Genomic DNA, 22,564 nt, shown 5'->3' on the forward strand with positions numbered 1-22,564 from the left:
CGCGTCGGACGTTCGTGCAGGACGATAGCATCACGCCCGACGCGCTTGTGCAGGCGAGCGTGCCGGATTATTCAACCGCAAGACTCTCGTTATGACCGAGGGACCGCCGGGGGGCAGGTCAGGTTCTGCGGCATGCCCGATGGAATTCCCGCCCAGTCCGTCAAGCACGACTTGCTGTGCCTCCTCGATCGTGCCGCCATGGCCATCTTTGCAGCCTTCAGCACATTCTGGACCGCCTTGGTTCTTCCGCTGACGGCTCCCGGTTCGGGGCTGTCACATACGCAGGTCGGCCTGTTCGGATTGGTCGGCATAGCAGGCGCGATCGCCGCGTACATGGTGCTCTATTCACTCGGCAGCGCGACAGGGACAGCTATAGCGCCCTTCATGTACAGCCTCTGGGGCTGGGCCGGTGTGTGCATGGCCGGCGGTGTCATCAGCGCTGCCGGGGTCCTGCAATGGACTGCGAGCGGCAGGTTCCAGGAACAGCAGTCATTTCCACCTTGGCTATGGAATGGCTGAACTAGGGTGCGGCCTCAGCCTAACACGCGTAGAAGTGGGACAATCCTGCCGTTCGCAGGGCGGCGCCGGTCAAGTCGCCACGAGAAAATGGCACCGCTTCCCGCCTGATCGCTTAGTGGGACCGTCCAGGCGAATGCGGCTGTTCCGCCTCTGCATCTCCTCCAAATACCCAATCCGCGAAAACCTGGCGCAAGTCCCGGCCGCTCGCGTCTTCCATTGCCCTTTCGAAGTCAATGCTGGTGACGGTTCGGCCGGCATGGGCGCGAGTGTAGCGCCGCAAGCCAGACCAGAAGGCCGCGTCGCCGAGCGTGACACGGAGATGATCCATGAACAGGGCGCCCTTGCTGTATTGGACTGCCCGGCGTGTCCCCAGCGAGGGATAGCGTCCGCCCCAGGCGAGAGGCTTGTCGAAACCTTTAGCTCTCGCCTTTTCCCATCGGCCCCGTGCCACGTCCAGTTCGGCATCATAGGCAGCCCGCCCGTAGCGATGCTCCTTCCAGGCGGCTGTCATAAAAGTCGTGATGCCCTCGTTCAGCCAGAAATCCTGAAGGGTCGCACAGGTAACCAAATTGCCCCACCATTGATGGGCCAGTTCGTGAACAATCACCCAATCTTGTCCAGGATCGTTCGTTCTTGCCGGCAATTCGTTTATGCCGATGACAGAGTAGGTTGCGGCCTCTTGCGCTTCGTCGCCCTCAACCAAAAGCTGGCTATACTCAGCTACCGGGAGCGGCACCCCGGCTTTATCCGAGATGAAGCGGACCATTTCAGGCACGATCGCAAACCGCCGCTCTAACTCCTCAGCGCCTGCTACGTCGCTGAGGTAAGTAAGCTTGGTGGTCTTGAGTTGTTGGCTGGAGCGGGCAAATCGTCCAACTGCGAAGCCGTAGAGATAGGGTGAATATGGCCGCGGTGCCTTCCAGCTGTGGATCTCGCTGCTGTCCGGGCCCGGACGTCTCGATACCATCCGGCCGACGGAGATCGTGTCCCTACGGGCTGGGACACGAAGTGCGAGCGAGAATGCCGCCTTGTCTCCAAACGCGTTTTGGAGACAAACCATCCAGTCGCACGCGAAATAGCTTGTGTAGAGGGCTGTAGCCGAACGCGCCAACCCGCGTGCGGGGCGCCCATGATAAGTGAGTTCTAGTTTGACAATCTGTCCGCTCTTCAAAGGCTTGGTCAGATCAAAAATAAGACTGTCGCCCGCCACCGTGGTATGGACGGGCAGGCCATCAACTTTCGCACTGTCGATGGTGAGCGCGTTCCCAGAGAAACTAAGCTGCTTCAGTCCGTCGTCGTTCGCTCTTAAGCGGATCGCCTCGCGTCCTGCCACCGTTGCGTTCTGCATATCTGGCGTGAGCGTCAGGTCATAGCTCTGAACGTCGAAAGACGCTGTCGGCGTCGGATGAGCAAAGGCGGGACTCGCAGGTACGGCCATGGACATCAGCGCCGATAACCATAGCCACCAAGGCATAGTCGACGACATCTGCACGGTTAGGTTCAGCCCATACGGCACGGGGGAGAAGCTGTTCCATTCCGCATCGCCCCAATTGGTGTCGCAGTACATCCGCATATTCCTAACTGAAGGTGTTTGCGCTGATAAGCCGCGCTGCGACGAATTTATGAGCGGAGTTCCGGTCGAAAATCGATACGCGGCCACACGCCCGGAGCCGACCTGCTATCTTGCAAGGTTTTAACCGATAGGCACTCGACGGCAAATGTTCGCGAAATAGCCGTGTATTCCGGTAATCTCCTTTTGTTAGCGCGACTATCCATTTGGACCCAGCTTGCCATCAATGCTCGTTTCTCCACTCTAAATCATCATATTCGATGGCGAGGTGATGTGGCTATTTTCGTACTTGCTTTGGCCGCTGCAATCCAGGCTGGGACTTCTGAACCGTCTGGGGCGGCGCTCCGGCCGCAGCATCGATGATGTTGGGGAAACTGGATCTAGGACGGCCGATAGTATTCACAGACGGTAGTCAGCCCTCACCGTATGCCAGTTGGGGCTTCCGATCATCCAGCCAACGAAGGGCGACCGACGACGAGCGCGGATCATTCCGGAGCGGGATGACGCTTCTCGATCAGGCCGAGCACGTCACCGATGATCGTACGCATGGCGATACGCGCCGCGTGGGAGTCTCGTGCAATGATGGCGTCCAGCACTTTTGCGTGCTCGTCGACATCGGCGGTGCGGCCTTTGATCCGGTTGGTGAAACGGATTGAAGTGCGCAAAGCCGTGCTGACGATGTCTCGAAGCTGGATATAAAACGGGTTCTTCGAGGCACGCAGGATCGCCACATGGAAAGCGATGTCGGCTTCCAGAGGGTCGTCCAGCCCGTTCTCCGCAGCGCGCATCCGCAGAAGACCCGCCCTGATCCGCGAAATGTCTTCCTCTCCCGCGACTTGCGCCGCCAGAGCGGCACCCTCAGGTTCGACCGCGACACGCAACTCATTGAACTGGCGAAGCAATTCGACCGAAAGCTGGCGCTCGAGCATCCAGCGCAGGACATCGGTATCGAACAGGTTCCAAGACGAGGTCGGCTGCACGATGGTGCCCTGGCGGGGACGGGCACTGACCAGTCCCTTGGCGGTCAGCATCTTGACCGCCTCGCGCGTTACCGAGCGACTGACGCCGTGCTGCTTGGCGAGCTCGGCTTCGGTGGGAAAAACCTTGTTATCGAATTGCCCGGTAACGATGGCACGGCCCATGCTGTCGAGCAGGCCATATGTCAGATTGCGGCCGAGCTGAGCGACGGGCTCATCGACGATGAGGGGGGAGGAGCCTGTCACTAAGCCGTCCTTGTGTTGTCATCCCGCTCGCACGGTTCGATCCTGTCGCCCGCCCAACCTACTGGACATCGCGGGCGACGCAAGAACCTTTAATATGATAAGTCCGTTCATATGATAGCCGTGAAGTGGATGTGATAGCGCCTATTGCCAGTCGCGATTTACTTGTCGTTGGGGAAAGCCTTCACAAGCCTATCATACTGTATCTTGGTGATTTCTATCATTGAACCATGGCGCAAGCCGGCGGGCATCTCGTAACGGTTCCATTCAGGAACGCCTGAGTTGCCTGAAACCTGGAACCACGGGCCCGTAAGACGCTGTGCCTTGGACAGGCCGTAGCTGGTTCCCGCGTACTGCTCATAATACATCAGCCAGTCCTCGCCGCCCGGCGCGCGGATGACCGTGGGCGCTTCGCGGAAGTTGGGACTGATAGAGGGGCCGGGCAGCGGGTAAGGGCCCAACAGGTCCTTGGCGCAGGAGACGCGCACGGTCTTGCCGGTCGTCCAGTTATAGCTGGGGTATCGTTCGTCCTTGATCACCGCGCAGTAGCCGCTGCCATCGGCTTCGGGCTGGATGAAGGTGTCGATCGTCGCCATGTCCCAGTCGAACAGGCGTTTGGGCGCCTTGTCGAAGGATTTGAGGTCGCTCGAAAGGGCGTAGAGGGTCCGCTGGCTCGCCCAATAGCGCTCCGGATCCTCGGGCACGCCGGGCACGGTGGCGGTGTGCCAGGTCAGCAGGAATTTGCCCGAGGGCTTGTCGAAGAAGAGCTTGGGCGCGCCGATCCGCTGCAGGGCATGCGGCAGGCCGGGAACGTGCAGCACATCCGGCTTGTAGGTGCCGTATGGCTTCCAGGCGACGAGATCGTCGGACACCCAGAAGCGGATGTAGGGATCCTCGTCACTCTTGTTGCCGACGAGGTAATAGCGCCCGTCCGCACCGCGCGCGATCGAGGGATGGCCGTGATAGTCTTCGGATACCGGCCTGCCGCTGTTGATCTGGGTCCAGTGAAGTCCGTCCCTGCTGACGGTGTAGTACAGTACGCCGTAGCGCTCCTTGGTCATGTGGGCGAAGAGGTAGGCCTTGTCGGGATCGACATAAGGCGTCTCTGGCGCCCCCGGAACGACCTCCGTTCGCGCCGGTCTGGCGGGCGATTGGGCCGTGGCGGTCGTCTGTGCTGCCATGCCCATGATCGCTGCGATGGCCATGCCTGCGGCTTTGCGCGAATTGCCCCGTGCCAATTTTCGTCTCCCGATGTGTTCTGTGCTTGAGCGTCAAAAAGCAGTGCCAGCGCGCCATTGTCAAGATTCATCTTATAAATACGGTTTTAGACGTTATTCAGGGTCGGGACGGGTCGGCGGCCTGATTCGAGAGGTTTCGGATCGGCAGCCGGACAGGCCCGGAAAAATGGCCCGAAACGGCAGGGAGACGAGATGGGGCAGGCAGCTGCCAATAGCGGGGAGGAGGCAAACGCGCCTTTCATTGCCGTGATTGGGGCACGACCAATCGCCGGGCCTCCTTCGTTGCCGGCATCAGGCGCATCAGGAACCATATGTCATGATTGATTTCGCTTCCGCTCTGGCCGGCCTGCCACTGGTCGCCATCCTGCGCGGTATCGCCCCCGATGAGGTGGAGGCTGCCGGAGACGTTCTTGTCGAGGCAGGGTTCACATTGATCGAGGTGCCTTTGAATTCGCCCGAACCGCTCGTCAGTATCGAGCGCCTCGTCAAACGGGTCGGTGACCGCGCGGTCGTGGGGGCGGGTACGGTCCTGACGACCGCACAAGTGGCACAAGTCGAGGACGCGGGCGGCGCCATGATCGTCTCGCCCAACACCGACCTTGCCGTGATTTCGGAAACCGCCCGGCGCGGTATGGTCTCGCTCCCGGGCTATTTCACGCCCACCGAGGCTTTCGCCGCCCTGGCGGCAGGCGCCACCGGCCTCAAGCTGTTCCCTGCAGAGGCCGCGACGCCCTCGGTCGTCAAGGCGCAGCGGGCCGTGCTGCCCAAAGATGTTCCGCTCTTCGCGGTCGGCGGCATTACGCCCGATAACATGGAGCCTTGGCGCGAGGCCGGAGCCGACGGTTTCGGCCTAGGCTCGTCGCTCTACAGGGCTGGCGCCACCACCCGGGAAATAGCTGCCAATGCCCGCGCCTTCGCGGCGGCCTGGGCCAAGATGGAGACACCCGCATGATCCGATCCCTCGCCCCCGCCGCGCTCGCAGTGCTGGCCCTTGGTGCTTGCGCACCCACCGGCACCACGCCGGCGGCCATCAGCGCGACTCTCACCAATCCATTGCTCGCGAGCGGTCCCGACCCCTGGATCGTTCACCAGGGTTCGACCTTCTATTTCATGGGCACTAAGGGAGACCGCCTGGCCATCCGCCAGACCGACGACCTTTCGAAGCTGGCCGAAGCGCCCGAGCATGTCATATGGACGCCGCCAGCCAGCGGCCCGAACGCGATCTCGATCTGGGCGCCGGAACTGCACCGCATCGACGGCAAGTGGTACGTCTATTACACCGCTGCCGCCGCAGGGCATGACGACGATGCACATCGCGGCATCTTCGTGCTGGAAAATGCCAGCGCCGATCCGCTCAAGGGCGAATGGGTGGACCGGGGCCGCATCGTCACCGGCATGACCGGTATCGACGGCACCGTTTTCGAGACCGGCGGCAAGCGCTATTTCATCTACTCCGCCTACGATGGTCCCGACAGCGTCCTTGCCATCGCACCGATGACGAACCCCTGGACACTCGGTCCGGGTGAGACGGTCATCGCGAAGCCCGACCTCGACTTCGAACGCCAGGGCGGGCGCCAGATCCTGGAGGGGCCGGAGTTTCTGGCCGGCCCCAAGGGAGATCTGTTCCTGGCCTATTCGGCCAGCGCCTGCTGGTCGGACGATTATGCCCTCGGTCTCCTCCATGCCGCGCCAGGCAGCGATCCGCTGAAGGCCGAGAGCTGGGTCAAGTCGCCGAAGCCGGTGCTTGCCAAGGCGCCGCAGAACAACGTCTACGCCACGGGGCACAATGGCTTCTTCACCACCGATGGCGGGAAGCAGACCTGGATCGTCTACCACGCCAATACCGGCCCGGACCAGAAATGCACCGCTGCCCGCTCGCCGCGCGTGCAGCGCATGGAATGGACCAAGGACGGCATGCCGATCTTCCCGGTGCCATCCCGCGCTGGTGACAAGGTCCCCGCGCCGCAGCCCTAAACGGAACGAACTGCCCCCTCTTCCCGCAAGGGAGGGGGCGGGCAGAGTTACCTGGCCGAAGTCAGCATTCGCAGATCGACGGCATCGCCCATCGCGCGCAAGCCAGCGTCGTTGGGATGAAGATGGTCACCGGGATCGAATTCCGGCCGCAGATCCGAAGGCATGGCCGGATTTCGAACGGCGGCGTCGAAATCGACGATGCCGTCGAAAATATTGCCGCTGCGGATCGCCGAATTTACGGCAAGGCGGGTCTGTTCCTTCATGGGTGACATGTAGCCGGCGTGCAGGGCCGGCGTCATGGTTCCGCCGATCACTTTGATGCCCAGCGCATGGGCGCGGGCGACGAACTGGCGATAGCCATGGATCAGCTCTTCCGGTTTGACAGCGTCGGCACCTTCGTTACCGCCGGCGCCAATGTCATTGATGCCTTCGAGGAAGATGACATGCGTGACGTTCGGCACGCTCGCCACGTCGCGCCAGAAACGGTCCAGCGCGGATACGCCTCGGCCTTCGCGCAGGACGCGGTTGCCGCTGATCCCCATGTTGACCACGCTGCAGCGGCGGTTTGACGGGAGCGCGGCCATGCGTTCGGCAAGACGTCCCGGCCAGCCGCGCGTCTCGGCGGAGAGGCTGTCGAACCCGTCGGTGATGGAATCACCGAAAGCGACCACCGTGCAAGGCGCCTGCACCGTGCGGACCGATACCAGCGAAAGCCAGGAGCGGGCCTGTATCGGCTGGAACACGGAAGCAGAAGAGGCCGGAGAGAACGCCATCTCGATACCGAGATTGGTCCGCGGCGCGCGCGTTGGCGTGGAGAACGTGACGCTTACGATCACGTCCTGGCCATTTGCTAGCGGGATCGTCAGCGGATCGCTCATCAGCGCCTGGCCCTTCGGTAGAGCAGCGCCGGGCTTGCCGGAGAAGGTGAGGGCATGAATGGTCTGCGGCGCGATTTCGGTGCCGTGGTTTGCAAGCGGGCTGGCGATGGTGGCCGCAGTCAGGGCCAGCGGGGCATCGCCCTCGGCATTGCTGAAAGTCGCCTGGACCGCGCTGCCCCCCTGCGTCAGGCGGACACGGTAGCGATAGGTCCCCGGAGGCAGCAATTCCTCGGTGGGACCGGCATCGGCCGAGGCATAGCCCCAGGCTCCCACCCAGGTCGGAGCGCCGGAAGCGGCATGGACCGGCCCGCTCGCAAGAGCGAGACCGAAGGCGGCGGCAAGCACTGAGGTGATACGCATGCCGCTTCCTTCCGGGCCGGTCCTGAAATGTCCAGAACTACTTCGTCTTCTTCGCAGTGGGCACGACGCCCTTGGGGGCTGCGGAAAGGCTGCGGATCAGGTCTACTTCGGCCTGGCGGTAGGGGGTGCCGTCCGTGCGGAACACTTCGTGGAACCAGATCGTGGGTTCGTCCTGGGTGTATGGCTTCTTCCAGGAATCCCAGGGCAGGCGGGTCTGGGTCTTGCCGTCGACGAAGCCCCAGTTGATCATCGCCACGTTCTCGCGCTTGCCGATCGGCAGCGAGCCGTCGAACGTGGAGCCGTTGCCGCGCGCCATGTACTCGGTGCAGAGGATCGGGCGACCGTAGACCTTCAGCTGGTCGACGCGTTCCTGGAACTTCTCCGGCCAGTTGTAGTCGTGGAACGAGATCACGTCCGATTGGGTCAGCTGGAGCTGTTCCATCGGGGTGAGGGCGCCGGGGGTCTTCCAGTCGTCATGCTGCCAAACGCCCGAGGTTAGCGGCTGCGAGGGGTCCGCTTCGCGTGCCCAGCCGTAAACCTTGGTGAGCAGGGCGAGCACCATCGGCTGCTTGCCTTCCTGACCCTTGTACTGGTCGGCACCGTTGTCGGGCTCGTTCCACAGGTCCCAGCCGAGAACGCGATCGTCCTTGCCGAAAGCGCCGATCACGCCTTGCACATAAGTCTTCAGGCGGCCTTCCTGGGAGGGATCGCGCATCGCCGGGAGACCCGGACCCTGGACCCAACCGGAGTTGTGGACGCCCGGGATAGGAGGATGCTGCGGACCCAGCACGGGGTTCGGATCCCAGCAGCTGTCGAACAGCACGAAAAGGGGCTTGATCTTGTGCTTCGCTGCGATGGACAGGAATTCATCGATGCGCTTCTTGAAACCCTCGGGGTCTTGCTGCCAGAGCTGGTCGTGGAGGAATACGCGCATGGTGTTCATGCCGATGCCCTGGGCGAGACCCAGTTCGTAATCGATCCGCTGGGGGTCCCAGGTTGCTGCCTGCCACATCTCGAGCTGATTGATCGAAGTGGCAGGCGCGAAGTTCGAGCCGACCAGCCACGGCTGCTTGCCATACCACGCCTTTGCCTCTGCGGGCGTCCACTGAGGGCGGGCTTCGGCGGATGTGAAAGGCGCCTGGACGATCAGGGCGGCGGCAGTTGCGAGCAGGGAGGTTGCGAGTGCTTTCACGTTGGGATCCTCTGTTATTCTGCAGTGACGAAGAACTTGTAGGTCATGACGTTCCGATAGGTCTGGCCTGGAGCGAGGCGGACCGAGGGGAACTGCGGCTGGTTAGGGCTGTCCGGGAAAAGCTGCGGTTCGAACACCAGGGCATCGCCCTCTCGGTAGATCTGGCCGGACTTGCCGGTAAGGGTACCATCCATGAAGTTGCCTGAGTAGAATTGCAGGCCTGGCTGGTTCGACCACAGTTCGAAGCCGCGACCCGAGGTGGGCTCCACCACGCGCGCCATCATGTGTTCGTCCTTTGTAACACCCTGGCCGACGACCCAGTTGTGGTCGTAGCCGCGTCCGTAGACCATCTGCTTGTCATCACCGCTGCGCACCCGCGCGCCCACCGGGGTGGGTTTACGGAAATCGAAAACGGTACCTTCGACCGCACGGTGCTCGCCGAGCGGAATCGAGGTTTCGTCCGTCGGCGTGAACCGGTCGGCGGGAATGGTGAGCAGGTGATCCATCGCGGTTCGCCCCGGTCCGGCAAGGTTCCAGTAGGCGTGGTTCGAAATGTTGACCACGGTCGGCTTGTCGGTGGTGGCGGTGTAAGTGATCCTCAGCCGGTTCTGTTCGTCCAGGCTGTAAGTCGCATCAGTGGTCAGCGTGCCGGAGTAGCCCATGTCGCCATCGGGGCTGGTGTAGCGCATGGTGACGCTGGCTTCGGCCCCGTTCTTCACCGCGCGCACGGTCCAGACGACTTTGTCGAACCCCTTGGTGCCTCCGTGGAGCGAGTTGACGCCATTGTTGACCGGTACAGTATAAGCCTTGCCGTCGAGTGAGAACTTGCCCCTGGCAATGCGGTTGGCGACGCGCCCCACGGTGGCACCGAAGAATTCGGGTGCCTTGATATAGCCATCGAGGCTGTCGTAGCCAATCGCGACATCCACGGCTTTACCGCTGCGATCGGGAAGCATGACTGACTGGATCGACGCGCCCAGCGTCATTACGCGGACCGCCATGCCCTTGCCGTTCGTGAGCGTCACTGCCTCGACGGTTCGCCCGTCCGGCAGTTTCCCGAAGTTCTCCCGCTTGACTTCGGCTGCCAGCGCGGGGGTGATGGCCGTGGCGGCGACGGTCGCCAGCAGCGCGGCGTTCGCGATAACCTTCAGCATGCTCTCTCCTTATTGTGTTTGGCGCCGGTGATCCTGCCCGACCTGTCGCGATCAGCCGACAGGTATATGGGCGCGCTGGGAAGGCGCGTTGCGAAGCCAAGCAAACTGGCTGCTCTGTCGATCGATGAAACGCCGGCCTCCCTCAACTTCGCTCGTTTCCGTCCATGCCGATTTTTGCGGCAAACCTCGCGGGAGCGTTGTTTGAGCGGCTACCACCGGCCATTTTGCGTGGCAACTTATTTATCAGACAAATATGCCTTGTCGGACAAGAAACAGAAATGTATGAGCCCAGGCAAGGCCCGTCAAAGGGGCCGATTGTTCCTGGAGGGAGGTCCCATGAATCGCATTGCTCATTCGCTCGTCCTGTCGTCTTCGGCCCTGGCCTTGACGATCTGGTCGCCAGTCCATGCACAGGAAGTCCAGGATGCGGCCGCCGCCGACGTCGCTGGCAACGAGATCGTCGTAACCGGCCAGCGCGCCAGCCTTGAGGCCGCCCGCAACATCAAGAAGAATTCCGATCTCGTCGTCGATTCGATCGTGGCAGAGGACATCGGCAAGCTTCCCGACACGTCGGTCGCTTCTGCGCTTCAGCGCGTCGCCGGCGTCCAGGTGGTCAATGGCTTCAACAATGAAATCCAGAGCCCGATCGTGCGCGGTCTGGGCGATATCCTGACGACACTGGACGGCCGTGAAATCTTCACCGGCGTTGGCCGTGGCTTCTCGTTCCAGGATCTTCCGGCCGAGGCGATCGGCGGTATCGACGTTTACAAGTCGAACTCGGCCAACCTTATCGAGGGCGGCGTCGCCGGCGTTATCGATATGAAGCTCCAGAAGCCCTTCAACTTCGACAAGGGCCTCACCATTGCCGCGAACGGCCGCGTTTACAATGGCCGCGTCTCCGACGAGACCAGCTACACGGCCGGTCTGCTCGTCTCCAACACCTGGGATGTGGGCGACGGCCGTCTGGGTGCGCTGATCGACGTCTCTTACGCGCGCAACAATTTCAGCCGCCCGGTTTCCTTCAACTGCGACCCGCGCTCGACCAACCACGGTCCTGCCGGCGCGCCGGACCTTGTCCTGCCAACTTGCGTGGGCGGTACCACCGACACCGGCCACAACACGCGCCCGCAGGTCAATGCAGCGCTGCAGTGGGAAGTGACCCCCGAGCTGGAACTCTACCTCGACGGCCTGTACACCGGATATCGCTCGACTTTCGCGACCAATTTCATCTTCGCCGATCTGTTCGCGGGGAACAGCATCACCAACGCCACCGCAAGCAGCGACTGCTTCACCGCTCCCGTCGACAATGCGGGATTCCTCGGCGGCAACAATGTCGAGAACTTGTGCATCGGTCAGTCGGCGACCTTCAACGGCGTCGATGCACTCACCAGCACTCAGGCCAAGAAGCAAAGCACCGACCAATATGTGCTGGGCGGCGGGGCCAAGTGGAACACCGACACGATCCATGTCGTGTTCGACGCCAGCTACATTCAGTCGAAGAACGCGAACCGCGCGATCATCGTCGACGTGGCCAAGCGCAACCAGTCGGTGGACATCCTGGTCAACGACAACGGTCACGGCACGACCCAGATGGTAGGCGATCCGCTGTCCACCCCGGACGGCTTCGTCTTCGCCAACACGCTTTTCCAGGACCTCAACAAGTCCAACAGCCGCCAGTATGCCTTCAAGCTGGACTCCGCGTTCGACGTTGACAGCAGCTTCCTGCGCCAGGTCCAGGTCGGTGCACGCTACAGCGATCGCCAGGGCACGTTCCGGGCCGTGGCAGGCGGTCCTTCGTTCCCCGGACCGAACCGCGGCACGCTGGTCGATTCGGTTGGCCTGCCGTCTGACTTCATGGTGCGCTCGCCCGATTCCATCCCCTACATCAATGGCGGATCGCACTGGTATACGCCCAACGCGGACTACCTGCTCAACAACACCGATGACCTGCGGGCGCTTTACGGCGCGCCCGCCGGCGATCCGGACTGGGATCCGACCCGTAACTACGATGCGGCGGAGAAGACCTTCGCGGCATACATGCAGGGCAAGTACCAGCTCGATATCGGTGATGTCTCGATGATCGACGGCCTTGTCGGCCTGCGCGTAGTACGGACCAACCGCACGATCGACGGCACCTCGCGCGTGATCGGCGGGGCAACGGACGGCAGCGACCTGTTCGTACCCGTCAACCGCGACACCTCGGACGTCTACGTCCTGCCCAACGCCAGCATCCGCTTCAAGGCGAACGACCAACTTCAGTTCCGCGGTACTTATGCCAAGACGATGTCGCGGCCGACGTTCGGCGATCTCAACCCCGGCCTGTCGCTGGCAGCGCCGGGCGGCAACCCGAACGTCATCCTGGCAGGTTCCGGCGGCAATCCCGATCTCAAGGCACAGCAGTCCCACAACTTCGACGTGACTGCGGAATACTACTTCGGCCGTTCCAGCTACGTCTCGCTGGCGGGCTACTACCGCAAGCTCAAGGATCGCGTGGCACCGGACACCACGATCCAGGTGATCGACGGACAGACCTACCAGATCACCCAGCCGCGCAACCTTGGTTCCTCGAACCTCAAGGGCATCGAGGCGGCCGGCCAGTTCTTCCTCGATTTCCTGCCCGAAGGCTTCGACGGCTTCGGTCTCATGGGTACCTTCACTTATGCGGACAGCAAGGTGACGACCAAGGGCGATCTTCTGGAAGGCCAGCAGCTGCTCGGCGTGTCAAAGTACAGCTACACCGCGGGCGCGCTTTACGAGAAGTACGGCATCACCGCGCGCGTGGTCTACACCTGGCGCTCGGGCTACAACGAGACGGCATTCGGAGCGGGTACGCTGACCGGCTCGACAGACTCGGTGCAGTTCAACAAGGTGAAGTCCAACGGCCGTCTCGACTTCTCGATTGGCTATGACGTGACACCGAATATCACCGTCACGTTCGACGGCGTCAATGTGAACGGCGGCAAGTATTACAGCTACTTCGATACGCCAGCCTTCCCGCACGACATCCGTATCGACGACAAGTTCTACGGTGCAAGCATTCGCTTGAAGTACTAAGTTCGGACGACCGCCAGGAGATCGTTTCCGAAAGAGCCGAAACAAGGGCGGGGCGCTGTGATGGCGCCCCGCCTTTTCCTTGCGACCACACTGGTCGCTCCAGTGACGCTCGTGAAGTGGCCCCGCAAATCCCGGTTGGCCGTCAAGCTCGCCGTAGCGGACATAGGCATTGGCTTGCAGGATGGGTTGACCAAACGCCAGGCACGGCCTTGGATCGCTTGTCGCGTCGATCGCGTGACAATGGGACAGCGCCGCCAGTGGATCGGGCCGGCAAACGGTCGATCGTCGCGAACATCGATCCTCGACGTCGCCGTATCGGTCTTCACCTTAGCCCTAAAGGACACGTTGATATCGTTGCCATGGAATCGCTCGGCGGCAAGCGGCGTGGGCCGCGACGAGCGAGAAGAGTGGCATCACGCTAAAGCAGCAACGATCTAATCAACAAACGCTGAGGCGCTGAGATATAGTCCTTCGCCGGCCAGGGCGACTCGGGGCTCGCCGCGACTTTACCGATCTGAACAAATCACGGCACCCGACGTAAAAGCATTCGCCGGCGTCATGAAAATCTACAAATTTCTCGGAAAAATTTCTAGCCCGAGGTCCACGATAGTCCATGAAAAACTCTTCCAAACGAAGTGTCTATCATGGTCCCTATCGTGGACCCGGGCTGAAACTTAGGCCCACGAAGCGCAGAAAACTGCGCCGCCGTGGCGGAGACGGAGGGATTCGAACCCTCGGTACCCCCTTAAGGGTACGACGGTTTAGCAAACCGCTGGTTTCAGCCACTCACCCACGTCTCCGTAGCGGCCTAGGAGGCGCCGTATAACGAGGGGTGTTTGTGTCGGCAAGAGGGTCTTGTCGTAGTTTTTTACGCCTGTGGAAATGTTTGTCGAGGCATGGGGTTTCGCGGGGATTCGATCTGCCGCAAAACCGAGTCGTCCTGTCGACCGTTCATTGCGGGGTCATGCGCTCTGGATTCTTTAGTGGCATGTCGCAGTGTGCGCTCGGGAGCGTACCTGTCGTATGGAATTCGGGATCGCCATTGGAGGGCCACCAGATGTCATTCACCACGCAAATCGCCGCCAGGGGGGCGACGGTTCGCCTGTCTCGGAGGGTCGGCGGCGCCGTTGCGGCCATGCTGGTCCTGCTCGCTCCGATAGGGTCCGCCACGGCACAAGTGACCACGGTCGATCCCGATGCGGCGATCGACAGCGACCTCAACGGCGGAAACGCCTCAGGCAACACATATGCGCCCCCGGCCGAAGCGCCGCCGGTGGACGCGCCTTCGCCTTATCCGGGCAACGGAACGCCGGTCGATTCGTCGGCTAACGGTTCGACCTACCAGCCTGCGCCCAGCCCCTCGCAGACCACACCTTCGCAGACCACGCCGCCTGCCGACGGATCGACGACCTATCGCCAGGACGACCTGATCGGCGCCGCCGAGGGCGTCTTCGGTAAGGGTGCCAAGGGGCTCGCCGGTGTGATCGAGGACCTGCTCAAGAAGCAGGGCGAGCCGAACGGCTACATCATCGGCCGTGAAGGCGGCGGCGCGATCGCCGTGGGCCTGCGCTATGGTTCGGGCACCCTCTATCACAAGGTGGAGGGCGAGCAGCCAGTCTACTGGACTGGCCCTTCGATCGGCTTCGATGCCGGTGCCAACGCGGGCAACGCCTTCGTGCTGGTCTACAACCTTTACGACACCGAAGACCTCTACCACCGATTCGGTGCCGGCGAGGGGCAGGCCTATCTCGTGGGCGGCTTCAACATCAGTTATCTGCGGCGCGGCAACGTCGTGCTTATTCCGGTTCGCGCCGGTGCGGGCCTGCGTCTCGGGGCCAACATCGGTTACATGAAGTTCACCCACAAACAGAGCTGGATGCCTTTCTAAGGCGCGTTCAGCTCCCCGGTTTTGGATCCATGCAGCGTCGGCTTCCGGTCGGCGCTGCGTGGCTTTGCATCTTTCGTTCCATTCAAACAAAATTTCGCCCTGACGGGCATCCGGCATCGCCGGGCGCGATAAATTTGCAGTTCTCGGCAATTGTCGGTCGATCCGGCATTGCGCGCTGTCCCTGCTCGGTCTAATGCCCCGCGCGCCATGCTTACGAACCTTCAGCAACAGCCCGCCGATGCGCTTCTCGCGCTCATCAAGCTCCACAACGCGGATCCGCGCGCAGACAAGATCGACCTCGGCGTCGGCGTCTACCGCACGGGCGAGGGGGATACCCCGGTGTTCCGCTCGATCAAGGCGGCCGAGGCGAAACTCGTCGCCGAGCAGGACTCGAAAGCCTATCTCGGTCCTGAGGGCGACATGGGCTTCGTCGAAGCGCTCATGCCCTATGTCTTCGGCAAGGACAGCCCCGACATGGGCGGCCGCATCGAAGGCATGCAGACCCCCGGCGGCACCGGTTCGCTGCGCCTCGCACTCGCGATGGTGAAGCGCGCCGGTTATCAGCGGATCATCGTCGGTACGCCGAGCTGGCCGAACCATGCGCAGATCTGCGCCGACCTCGACCTGGGCGTCGTCGAATTCAACCACGCGCTGCCCTCGGGCCACCCCGACATGGACGCCGTGCGCGCCGCGATCACCGGTGCCCAGGAAGGCGATGCCATCCTGCTGCACGGCTGCTGCCACAACCCCACCGGCATCGACTACACCAACGAGCAGTGGGACGAGATTGCCCAGCTCATCGCCGACGCCAAGATCCTGCCGATCCTCGACCTTGCCTACCAGGGCCTGGGAATGGGCATGGAAGAAGACGCCTATGGCCTGCGCCGCGTGCTCGTGGCCGTGCCGGAAGCCCTGATCTGCTATTCGTGCGACAAGAACTTCGGCCTCTATCGCGACCGCGTCGGCGCCCTCTATGCGATGGTCTCCGATCCGGCCGACCTCGCCAAGGTCATGTCGAACGGCCACAACCTGGCGCGCGCCAACTGGTCGCAGCCGCCAGATCACGGCGGTGCCGCGGTTCGTCTGATCCTTGAGGATGAAGCGCTGACCGCGCAGTGGCTCGCCGAACTCGACGAGATGCGCGACCGCATGCGCCAGGTTCGCGCCAAGCTTGCCGCTTCCGGAACTGCCGGTGCGGTGGACCTGACGCCGATGGGCGGCCAGAACGGCCTGTTCTCGATCGTGCCGCTCAGCAAGGACCAGGTCCTTGAAATGCGCGAGAAGCACGGGATCTACATGGCCGGTTCGGGCCGTATCAACGTGGCGGGCCTGACGATGGGCAACATCGACAAGTTCATCGCCGCAGTGGCGGACGTGACGGCCTGAATGGATCGCCAGCCGGTCCTTAAAGGGGACCGGCTGGTTCTTCGTCCGCTTCGTGCCGACGATTGGGACGCGCTGTTTGCCGTGGCTTCCGATCGCGAGATCTGGGCGGGCCATCCCGCTCACGATCGCTGGCAGGAGCCGGTGTTCCGGCGCTTCTTTGCCGAGGCAATGGCCAGCGGCGGGGCTCTCGCGGTTGTCGACAAGCAGAGCGGGGCGCTGATCGGCTCCGGCCGTTACGGCCAGCCTGATGGCGACGAGATCGAGATCGGTTGGACTTTCCTGGCGCGCGCGTATTGGGGCCGCGGCTGCAATGCCGAGATGAAGCGCCTGATGCTTGCCCATGCGCTGGTCCATTTCGCGCGGGTGACCTTCATGGTCGGCGCAAACAACGTGATCTCACGCAAGGCCATGGGCCATATCGGCGGCCTTCTGACGGATCGCGCTTTCGAACGCGAACTATGCGGCGTGATCGTTCCGCATGTGCTTTTCGAAATCACCCGCGAGAGCTTTGCCAATGGGCCTTTGGCGGATTGAGGATTGTTGGCTGGAGGCCTTGGAAGGGTCTCCGAGCGACCCTTCCGCTGCTTCGATTTTCCTCAGTTCCGCAGCGACTGCATCCGCTGCAGGTAGCGGGCAAGCACGTCGATCTCCAGGTTCACGCTGTCTCCTGCCTTGAACGCGCCGATCGTGGTGACTTCGGAGGTGTGGGGAATGATGTTGAGCGTAAAATGGCAGCTACCGTCCGCCTGGTCGGTCACGTCGTTCACCGTCAGCGATACGCCGTCGACGGTGATCGAGCCCTTGGGGGCGAGATAGGGCGCCAGTTCCTTCGGGGCGGCGATCACGAAGCGCTTCGAATCGCCTTCCGGCGTCACGCTGACGATGGTGCCGACGCCGTCGACATGGCCTGTCACGATGTGCCCGCCCAGTTCGTCACCCAGCTTGAGGGCAGGTTCGAGATTGAGGCTGGTGCCCTGGGTCCAGCGCCCCGGCACGGTGCGGGAAACCGATTCCGCCGAGATGTCCACTGCGAACCAGGCGTCACCGGCCACGCCGCCCTTGTCCACCACGGTCAGGCACACACCCGAGCACGAGATCGAAGCGCCCATGGCGATGCCGGCCGGATCGAAGGGGCAAGTGATGACCGCGCGCAAGTCGCCCGTCTGGCGGGCTTCGCGGATCTGGCCGATGGCGGTGACGATTCCGGTGAACATGGCTACCTTTCGAGCGGGTGCTCTGATGAATGTGCGGTTTCGTAGACTTCCAGCGTGTCGCTGCCAAGCCGCCGCCGTTCGGCGAGGCGCCAGCGGCCGTGGGCTTCGGAAAGGCTTGCAAGCCCGAAGTCGGAAAGAGCGGGACGTCCTCCGATGAGGATCGGTGCGCGATAGATCAGCAGTCGATCGACCAGGCCAGCGCGCAGGAAGGCAGTCGCAGCGCCGGCGCCGCCCTCGACGAAGAGGTGCTGAATGCCTGCCATGCCGGTCACGTCCTCGGGCCTTGCCAGCGCCTTCCAGCCTTCGGGAACGCTGCCGCGTGTCAGCACCCAGCGCTCCGGGCTGCGCGCTTCGAGCCCCGGCAGGCGGACATCGAGGCGAGGGCGGTCGGCGCGCAGCGTTCCGCCGCCAACGAGGATGGCATCGGCCCGGGCCCGCATGGCATGGGTATGGGCACGGGCCTCGGCTCCGGTGATCCACTGGCTCTCGCCGCTGGCAAGGGCGATGCAGCCGTCGAGCGACAGCGCCAGTTTGAGCGTCACTTCGGGACGGGCGAGGCGCTTGGAGATCAGGTAGCCGGAAAGGCTTCGCTGGCAGGCTATTGAAGGCAGATAAATCGCTTCGATTCCGGCTGCGATCAGGCGCGCAAGGCCGGCGCCGGAGGTGCGGGGATCGGGGTCCATGCAGCCGATGACCACGCGGGCCAGTCCGGCGGCGCAGACGAGATCGGCGCAGGCGGGGCCGCGCGCCGACTGGTGGGCGCAAGGCTCCAATGTGACGTAGAGCGTGCCGCCTCGTGCAGCTTTGCCCGCGAGCGCAAGACACATCGCCTCGGCGTGCGGGCGACCGCCGGGCTGGGTCCAGCCACGGGCGATGACCTTGCCGTCCTTCACGAGGATCGCGCCGACGCCGGGGTTTGGCCTGCTGGAAGGCCGTGCGCGCGCGGCAATCGCGGCGGCCGCGGCCAGCCAGCGCGCATCGTGACCGGCGGCAATCTTCACATTACCAGCAGTCTTCACTGGGCAGGCTGGGTCGGAACCTGATCGACCTGCGGCAGTGTGCGTCCTTCGGGCAGGCGGGGCTTGCCGATGCGGTCCATCTCGGCCTTCTTGCGCGCGGCTTCCTCGGCGTCGGCCTCACGCGCGATCTTGTCCACGTCCATCCCGGAGTAGCGACCGATCGTCTTGTAGATCTCGCGAACGTCCTTCTCGCGCCGGGCCTGCTCGGCCGCCCAGGCTTCCTTGCGCTTCTGGTTCTCGATATTCGAGGCGAGGATCTGTTCCTCGGTTCGATGGGCCGGAAGCACCGAGATATAGACGACCTTGGGCGGCGGATGCGGGCCGCGCCCTTCCTGGGTCGACATGAGATAGAAGACCGAGAACGTGCATGCTGCCGAAACCGCGGCGATGCGCCAGCGGTTGCTGCCCGCCTGCTTCCACACCGCGCGGAAGTCTGCAATCATGCCGACCGGGCTGACGTCTTTCCAGTAACCAGAACGCTTGAACAGTGCCATGCCGGGCTATGTAGTCGCTAAAAGGGCGGAACGCTACCCGAACGGCACATAGAGCGAGCGCCCATTTTCCTTGAGCCACCTGTTGGCCGAGGGCACGCTGCCTTCGAAGATTTGTCCCAGAAAATCATGGAATGCGGGCGAATGGTCGAAGTGCACCAGATGCGCCACTTCGTGCGCCACGACCGAGCGGCGCACCGGGTCCGGCGCCATGATGAGCCGCCAGTTGATGCGAATCGATCCATCCGCCGCGCAGCTGCCCCAGCGCCGCCGTGCGCCCGACAGCGCCAGCGCCGGTGTCGCTTGTGCGGCACGGTCGCAGTATTCCGCCAGATCCTGCGCGAGCACGTCGCGCGCTTCGCCTTCGAGCCAGCGCTTCAGCCGCGCAGCCAGAGAGCCTTCCGGGCCGCCGACCAAGAGCAATCCGTCATCCGGCACGGGGCGGCGCGGCAGGGCGGCATCGTGGCGGATCGTGAAGCGGTGGCCCCGAAAGTCGAGAAGGGCGCCGTCGCCCAGCGGCTGCGTCTTGGGCATGGCCTCGATCTGGATCGCCAGCCAGGACTGCTTGGAGCGGGCGAAGGCCACGGCGTCCTCGGTGCGCGTCCATCGCGGGACGGAAATGCGGATTTCGCTGCCGTCGGGGGCGAGCCGCATGGTCATCCGCCGGGACTGCGCCAGCCTGCGGATCACGACGGGAACCTGACGGCCGGCGATTTCGAGCACCGGCTCTTCGCGAGGGTCACGGCGAAGCCAGTCGAGCACGGGCTATTTGCTCTCCCAAGGCGCAGGGCCTTCGGGTTCCAGATATTCCTCAGCGTCCTCATCGTCGCCATAGGGCCAGACGATGTGGTTTTCGAGCGGCCCGGCCACCGTCTCGCTGATGACCTTGCCCGCAACGGAGATCCCCGCCGCATGGACCGCCTCGCGGTCGCCGCAGACGAGATAATGCCATTCCGGCAGGGGCTCACCGTCCGCGCGCAGGCGATAGGCGCAGCTGGGCGGCAACCAGGCCAGGTTGCCCGCCGTCTTGGGCGTCAGCTTCAGGCAGTCCGGCACGAACTTGTGCCGCCGGGGATAGTCGCTGCACTGCGCCGTCTTGAGATTGAGCAGCTTGCAGGCGACGTTCGTGTGGTAGATCTCCCCGGTATCGGCATCCTCGACCTTGTGCAGACAGCACTGGCCGCAACCGTCGCAGAGGGCTTCCCACTCCTCGCGGTTGAGCGTGTCGATCGGGCGTTCCCAGAAAGGCTTGGCTGCGTTCACTTCACCCACTTCGCCAGTTCGGCCGAGACGGCTTCCGGCCCTTTGTCCACCGGCAGCATGGCGATCGGCTTGCCGTCCGGGTCCATCAGGAATGCCGTGCGGCTGTGATCCATGAGATAGCCTCCGGGCGTCGATTCGCCTTTCTTGTAATAGACCGCAAAAGCGTCGGCCGCCTGTTTGATCTGCGCGGGGCTGCCGGTGAGGCCGTAAAGGCGCGGTCCGAAGGCGGCGGTCCACTGGCCCACGACTTCGGGCGTGTCGCGCGCGGGATCGATGGTCACGAAGATCGGCTGCACTTTGGCGGCCTGCGCGGCATGGGCCTTCTCGTAGAGAGAGAAGCCGCGCATCATCGCCTGGACATCCATCGGGCAGGCATCCGGGCAGAAGGTGTAGCCGAAATAGACGATCCGCCATTTGCCCTTGAAGCTCTCCCAGGTAACGGTCTTGCCGTCCTTGTCCGTCAGCGTGAAGGGTCCGCCGATCTGCGCGCCTTCCAGCGGCGGCGCCTCGGTGGCGGACTGCTGGCAGGCAGCGAGCGGCAGGCCCAGCGAAATGGCCAGGGCGAGGGGGGCGATACGGCGCAGCAGGTATGTCATGGCGCCGCGCTTCATGCTCTGCTAGAGCCTCTGGCGCAAGGGTGCGATGCCGGAAGGGAAGGCCGGTTTTCAGGGCGCCCTTGTCTGTCTGGAGGTAATGAAGGTGTCGAAGACCATGTCCGGGAACGTGTCCCAGCGCTCGCGTGGAATCCTCAGAGCGCGTCCTGTCAGGGCATTCCTGGCCGCACTGGCCGCAGGCCTGATGTTCGCTTCCCCAGCTCACGCCGATTTCTCCGAGGGGTACAAGTTCCTCGAATCGGTGAAGAAAAAGGAAGGCGAGAAAGTCGAGCAGGCGCTTGCCGACAATGGGCAGATCGTCAACGCCAAGGACGTGACGACGGGCGAGACGGCGCTGCTGATCGTCACGAACCGGCGGGACATCACCTGGTTGAGCTACCTCATCGGCAAGGGCGCCAACGTCAACGCTTCCGACGACCGTGGCCGGACCCCGCTTTCGGTTGCGGTCAGCCTGGGCTGGCGCGACGGCGTTTCGGTGCTGCTCGATCATAAGGCCAACCCGAGCACGTCCAACGATGCCGGCGAAACTCCGCTGATCTTCGCGGTGCACCGCAAGGATACCGACATGGTGAAGGCGCTGCTCGAAGCCGGTGCCGATCCCAGCCGCTCCGACAATTCCGGCCGCAGCGCGCGCGACTATGCCGCGCAGGAAGCGCGTGGCAGCACGCTGGCAACCTTGCTTGACGACTATGCCAAGAAGAATTCGGGCAAGGGCAAGGCCGTCTACGGCCCGACGTTCTGAGCGCGATGATGCAAGAGCCAGAAACACTCGAAGGTCTGCGCCGCCAGCTTGCGCCGGCCATTGCCGATGCCGCCGTGTTCGACGGTTGGACGATGGACGCCGTCCGACAGGCGGCGCGTCTTGCCGGCATCGACGCGGCGCTGGCGGAATTCGCCTTCCGCGAAGGTCCGATGGCGATGATCTCGGCCTGGGTCAGCCATGTCGACCAGCAGATGGAGCGCTCCACCCCGGCGTCATCGCTGCAGGGCGTCTCCATTCGCGAGCGTATCCGCCGTCTGGTCATGGCCCGTCTCGAAGCCGTGGCGGGCCGCGAGGAAGCCTTGAACCGGGCGCTGACGATCATGGCTTTGCCGCAGAACCTGCGTACTTCGCTGCGTCTGGGGTGGAACAGCGCGGATGCCATGTGGCGGCTCGCGGGCGATACCGCGACCGATTACAACCACTATACCAAACGCACGATCCTGGGCGGGATCTATGCGGCGACTCTGCGGGTCTTCGCTTCGGACAAGAGCGCCGACAAGGCGGAAACCCGTGCTTTCCTGGATCGCCGGATCGAGGGTATCATTCGCTTCGAGAAGACGAAGGCCCAGTTCCTGCGCGCGCCGGAAGAACGCATCAGCCTGGTGCGCCTGCTCGGGCGGCTGCGTTATCCGGCCCGCTGACCGGCCGGCCGTGCTGGGTCGCTGGAGCCTTCCCTGGGGGCCTAGGGGCTGATGAAACGCGCTTCGGCATCGGGAGAGGTTGTCGGCAATCGGATCAGGGTTTGTTAGTTATTGCGAACAAGTTGC

The 22,564-nt window shown here is 63.2% G+C and carries 22 protein-coding genes and 1 tRNA gene; 10 read left to right on the forward strand and 13 right to left on the reverse strand.

Features of this window, described 5'->3' with window-relative positions:
- Positions 1–132: 132 nt before the first annotated feature.
- A complete protein-coding gene (locus tag EDF57_RS25845) occupies positions 133–519 on the forward strand; it encodes a hypothetical protein (RefSeq protein ID WP_208324905.1) in 387 nt (128 codons plus the stop codon).
- A gap of 112 nt (positions 520–631) precedes the next feature.
- Here the strand turns inward: EDF57_RS25845 and EDF57_RS19670 are convergent, their stop codons facing one another.
- The 3 genes from EDF57_RS19670 to EDF57_RS19680 form a co-directional block, all read right to left on the reverse strand.
- A complete protein-coding gene (locus EDF57_RS19670) occupies positions 632–2,086 on the reverse strand; it encodes a M1 family metallopeptidase (protein ID WP_243841154.1) in 1,455 nt (484 codons plus the stop codon).
- Positions 2,087–2,574: 488 nt separating this feature from the next.
- Positions 2,575–3,231, reverse strand: coding sequence for a FadR/GntR family transcriptional regulator (locus EDF57_RS19675; protein ID WP_347876958.1), 657 nt, complete (start codon positions 3,229–3,231; stop codon positions 2,575–2,577).
- Positions 3,232–3,470: 239 nt separating this feature from the next.
- Positions 3,471–4,514, reverse strand: a complete 1,044-nt coding sequence (locus tag EDF57_RS19680) for a family 43 glycosylhydrolase (protein ID WP_243841155.1) — start codon at positions 4,512–4,514, stop codon at positions 3,471–3,473.
- 349 nt (positions 4,515–4,863) lie between these two features.
- On the opposite strand from EDF57_RS19680, the gene EDF57_RS19685 reads away from it, so the two are divergent.
- Positions 4,864–5,499 (forward strand): 2-dehydro-3-deoxy-6-phosphogalactonate aldolase, encoded by a 636-nt coding sequence (locus EDF57_RS19685; RefSeq protein ID WP_134095463.1) that lies wholly within the window; start codon positions 4,864–4,866, stop codon positions 5,497–5,499.
- Positions 5,496–6,521 carry a glycoside hydrolase family 43 protein gene (locus tag EDF57_RS19690; protein ID WP_134095464.1) on the forward strand — a complete coding sequence of 342 codons (1,026 nt, stop codon included), beginning with the start codon at positions 5,496–5,498 and terminating at the stop codon, positions 6,519–6,521. Before EDF57_RS19685 ends, EDF57_RS19690 begins: the two co-directional genes overlap by 4 nt.
- A 47-nt stretch (positions 6,522–6,568) precedes the next feature.
- On the opposite strand, the gene EDF57_RS19695 is transcribed toward EDF57_RS19690, so the two are convergent.
- From EDF57_RS19695 to EDF57_RS19705, 3 genes are read right to left on the reverse strand one after another with little or no spacing between them, the layout of a single operon-like run.
- Positions 6,569–7,759, reverse strand: a complete 1,191-nt coding sequence (locus EDF57_RS19695) for an SGNH/GDSL hydrolase family protein (RefSeq protein WP_134095465.1) — start codon at positions 7,757–7,759, stop codon at positions 6,569–6,571.
- A 37-nt stretch (positions 7,760–7,796) separates the two neighbouring features.
- Entirely contained in the window at positions 7,797–8,909 is a 1,113-nt protein-coding gene (locus EDF57_RS19700; RefSeq protein ID WP_208324921.1) for a cellulase family glycosylhydrolase, read from the reverse strand.
- 56 nt (positions 8,910–8,965) lie between these two features.
- Positions 8,966–10,105, reverse strand: a complete 1,140-nt coding sequence (locus tag EDF57_RS19705; RefSeq protein WP_134095467.1) for an aldose epimerase family protein — start codon at positions 10,103–10,105, stop codon at positions 8,966–8,968.
- A 336-nt stretch (positions 10,106–10,441) separates the two neighbouring features.
- On the opposite strand from EDF57_RS19705, the gene EDF57_RS19710 reads away from it, so the two are divergent.
- Together EDF57_RS19710 and EDF57_RS19715 are read left to right on the forward strand one after the other, a co-directional pair.
- On the forward strand, positions 10,442–13,159 hold the full coding sequence (locus EDF57_RS19710; RefSeq protein WP_134095468.1) for a TonB-dependent receptor: 2,718 nt from the start codon (positions 10,442–10,444) through the stop codon (positions 13,157–13,159).
- Positions 13,160–13,219: 60 nt separating this feature from the next.
- Positions 13,220–13,597, forward strand: coding sequence for a hypothetical protein (locus tag EDF57_RS19715; protein WP_208324907.1), 378 nt, complete (start codon positions 13,220–13,222; stop codon positions 13,595–13,597).
- 270 nt (positions 13,598–13,867) lie between these two features.
- Here the strand turns inward: EDF57_RS19715 and EDF57_RS19720 are convergent.
- Positions 13,868–13,959: transfer RNA gene (locus EDF57_RS19720), tRNA-Ser, on the reverse strand.
- A gap of 335 nt (positions 13,960–14,294) precedes the next feature.
- Here EDF57_RS19720 and EDF57_RS19725 point away from each other — a divergent pair.
- The 3 genes from EDF57_RS19725 to EDF57_RS19735 all read left to right on the forward strand — a co-directional run bounded on the left by EDF57_RS19725 (position 14,295) and on the right by EDF57_RS19735 (position 16,967).
- Positions 14,295–15,047, forward strand: coding sequence for a DUF1134 domain-containing protein (locus EDF57_RS19725; RefSeq protein WP_243841196.1), 753 nt, complete (start codon positions 14,295–14,297; stop codon positions 15,045–15,047).
- Positions 15,048–15,254: 207 nt separating this feature from the next.
- Entirely contained in the window at positions 15,255–16,433 is a 1,179-nt protein-coding gene (locus EDF57_RS19730) for an aromatic amino acid transaminase (RefSeq protein WP_134095471.1), read from the forward strand.
- A complete protein-coding gene (locus tag EDF57_RS19735; RefSeq protein ID WP_134095472.1) occupies positions 16,434–16,967 on the forward strand; it encodes a GNAT family N-acetyltransferase in 534 nt (177 codons plus the stop codon).
- Between the two features lie 62 nt (positions 16,968–17,029).
- Here EDF57_RS19735 and EDF57_RS19740 read toward each other — a convergent pair whose 3' ends face one another.
- Genes EDF57_RS19740 through EDF57_RS19765 form a run of 6 tightly spaced genes read right to left on the reverse strand, consistent with a single transcriptional unit; the run spans position 17,030 to position 21,016 of the window.
- Complete coding sequence (locus tag EDF57_RS19740; protein WP_134095473.1) at positions 17,030–17,647, reverse strand: riboflavin synthase; 618 nt, start codon at positions 17,645–17,647, stop codon at positions 17,030–17,032.
- 2 nt (positions 17,648–17,649) lie between these two features.
- Positions 17,650–18,666, reverse strand: coding sequence for a bifunctional diaminohydroxyphosphoribosylaminopyrimidine deaminase/5-amino-6-(5-phosphoribosylamino)uracil reductase RibD (gene ribD, locus EDF57_RS19745; RefSeq protein ID WP_243841156.1), 1,017 nt, complete (start codon positions 18,664–18,666; stop codon positions 17,650–17,652).
- Complete coding sequence (locus EDF57_RS19750) at positions 18,663–19,160, reverse strand: hypothetical protein (protein ID WP_132265589.1); 498 nt, start codon at positions 19,158–19,160, stop codon at positions 18,663–18,665. The genes ribD and EDF57_RS19750 overlap by 4 nt, the downstream gene beginning before the upstream one ends.
- Positions 19,161–19,193: 33 nt before the next feature.
- Positions 19,194–19,919, reverse strand: coding sequence for a SprT family zinc-dependent metalloprotease (locus tag EDF57_RS19755; RefSeq protein WP_134095474.1), 726 nt, complete (start codon positions 19,917–19,919; stop codon positions 19,194–19,196).
- 3 nt (positions 19,920–19,922) lie between these two features.
- Positions 19,923–20,420, reverse strand: coding sequence for a YcgN family cysteine cluster protein (locus EDF57_RS19760; protein WP_132265593.1), 498 nt, complete (start codon positions 20,418–20,420; stop codon positions 19,923–19,925).
- Entirely contained in the window at positions 20,417–21,016 is a 600-nt protein-coding gene (locus EDF57_RS19765) for an SCO family protein (RefSeq protein WP_243841157.1), read from the reverse strand. The genes EDF57_RS19760 and EDF57_RS19765 overlap by 4 nt, the downstream gene beginning before the upstream one ends.
- Before the next feature lie 202 nt (positions 21,017–21,218).
- On the opposite strand from EDF57_RS19765, the gene EDF57_RS19770 reads away from it, so the two are divergent.
- Positions 21,219–21,776 carry an ankyrin repeat domain-containing protein gene (locus EDF57_RS19770; protein WP_243841158.1) on the forward strand — a complete coding sequence of 186 codons (558 nt, stop codon included), beginning with the start codon at positions 21,219–21,221 and terminating at the stop codon, positions 21,774–21,776.
- Between the two features lie 8 nt (positions 21,777–21,784).
- On the forward strand, positions 21,785–22,438 hold the full coding sequence (locus tag EDF57_RS19775) for a COQ9 family protein (protein WP_134095476.1): 654 nt from the start codon (positions 21,785–21,787) through the stop codon (positions 22,436–22,438).
- The last annotated feature ends 126 nt before the right edge of the window (positions 22,439–22,564 follow it).

The sequence above is a fragment of the Novosphingobium sp. PhB55 genome, from assembly GCF_004368805.1.
Taxonomy (GTDB): domain Bacteria; phylum Pseudomonadota; class Alphaproteobacteria; order Sphingomonadales; family Sphingomonadaceae; genus Novosphingobium.

Bases quoted from the DNA above. Each gene is read 5' to 3' on its own strand.
- EDF57_RS19710 (WP_134095468.1), top strand. From the start codon at position 10,442: ATGAATCGCATTGCTCATTCGCTCGTCCTGTCGTCTTCGGCCCTGGCC.
- EDF57_RS19705 (WP_134095467.1), bottom strand. From the start codon at position 10,105: ATGCTGAAGGTTATCGCGAACGCCGCGCTGCTGGCGACCGTCGCCGCC.
- EDF57_RS19740 (WP_134095473.1), bottom strand. From the start codon at position 17,647: ATGTTCACCGGAATCGTCACCGCCATCGGCCAGATCCGCGAAGCCCGC.
- EDF57_RS19695 (WP_134095465.1), bottom strand. From the start codon at position 7,759: ATGCGTATCACCTCAGTGCTTGCCGCCGCCTTCGGTCTCGCTCTTGCG.
- EDF57_RS19690 (WP_134095464.1), top strand. From the start codon at position 5,496: ATGATCCGATCCCTCGCCCCCGCCGCGCTCGCAGTGCTGGCCCTTGGT.
- EDF57_RS19765 (WP_243841157.1), bottom strand. From the start codon at position 21,016: ATGACATACCTGCTGCGCCGTATCGCCCCCCTCGCCCTGGCCATTTCG.
- EDF57_RS19775 (WP_134095476.1), top strand. From the start codon at position 21,785: ATGCAAGAGCCAGAAACACTCGAAGGTCTGCGCCGCCAGCTTGCGCCG.
- EDF57_RS19670 (WP_243841154.1), bottom strand. From the start codon at position 2,086: ATGTACTGCGACACCAATTGGGGCGATGCGGAATGGAACAGCTTCTCC.
- EDF57_RS19675 (WP_347876958.1), bottom strand. From the start codon at position 3,231: ATGGGCCGTGCCATCGTTACCGGGCAATTCGATAACAAGGTTTTTCCC.
- EDF57_RS19715 (WP_208324907.1), top strand. From the start codon at position 13,220: ATGGCGCCCCGCCTTTTCCTTGCGACCACACTGGTCGCTCCAGTGACG.
- EDF57_RS19750 (WP_132265589.1), bottom strand. From the start codon at position 19,160: ATGGCACTGTTCAAGCGTTCTGGTTACTGGAAAGACGTCAGCCCGGTC.
- EDF57_RS19685 (WP_134095463.1), top strand. From the start codon at position 4,864: ATGATTGATTTCGCTTCCGCTCTGGCCGGCCTGCCACTGGTCGCCATC.
- EDF57_RS25845 (WP_208324905.1), top strand. From the start codon at position 133: ATGCCCGATGGAATTCCCGCCCAGTCCGTCAAGCACGACTTGCTGTGC.
- EDF57_RS19770 (WP_243841158.1), top strand. From the start codon at position 21,219: ATGTTCGCTTCCCCAGCTCACGCCGATTTCTCCGAGGGGTACAAGTTC.
- EDF57_RS19730 (WP_134095471.1), top strand. From the start codon at position 15,255: ATGCTTACGAACCTTCAGCAACAGCCCGCCGATGCGCTTCTCGCGCTC.
- EDF57_RS19680 (WP_243841155.1), bottom strand. From the start codon at position 4,514: ATGGCCATCGCAGCGATCATGGGCATGGCAGCACAGACGACCGCCACG.
- EDF57_RS19735 (WP_134095472.1), top strand. From the start codon at position 16,434: ATGGATCGCCAGCCGGTCCTTAAAGGGGACCGGCTGGTTCTTCGTCCG.
- EDF57_RS19725 (WP_243841196.1), top strand. From the start codon at position 14,295: ATGCTGGTCCTGCTCGCTCCGATAGGGTCCGCCACGGCACAAGTGACC.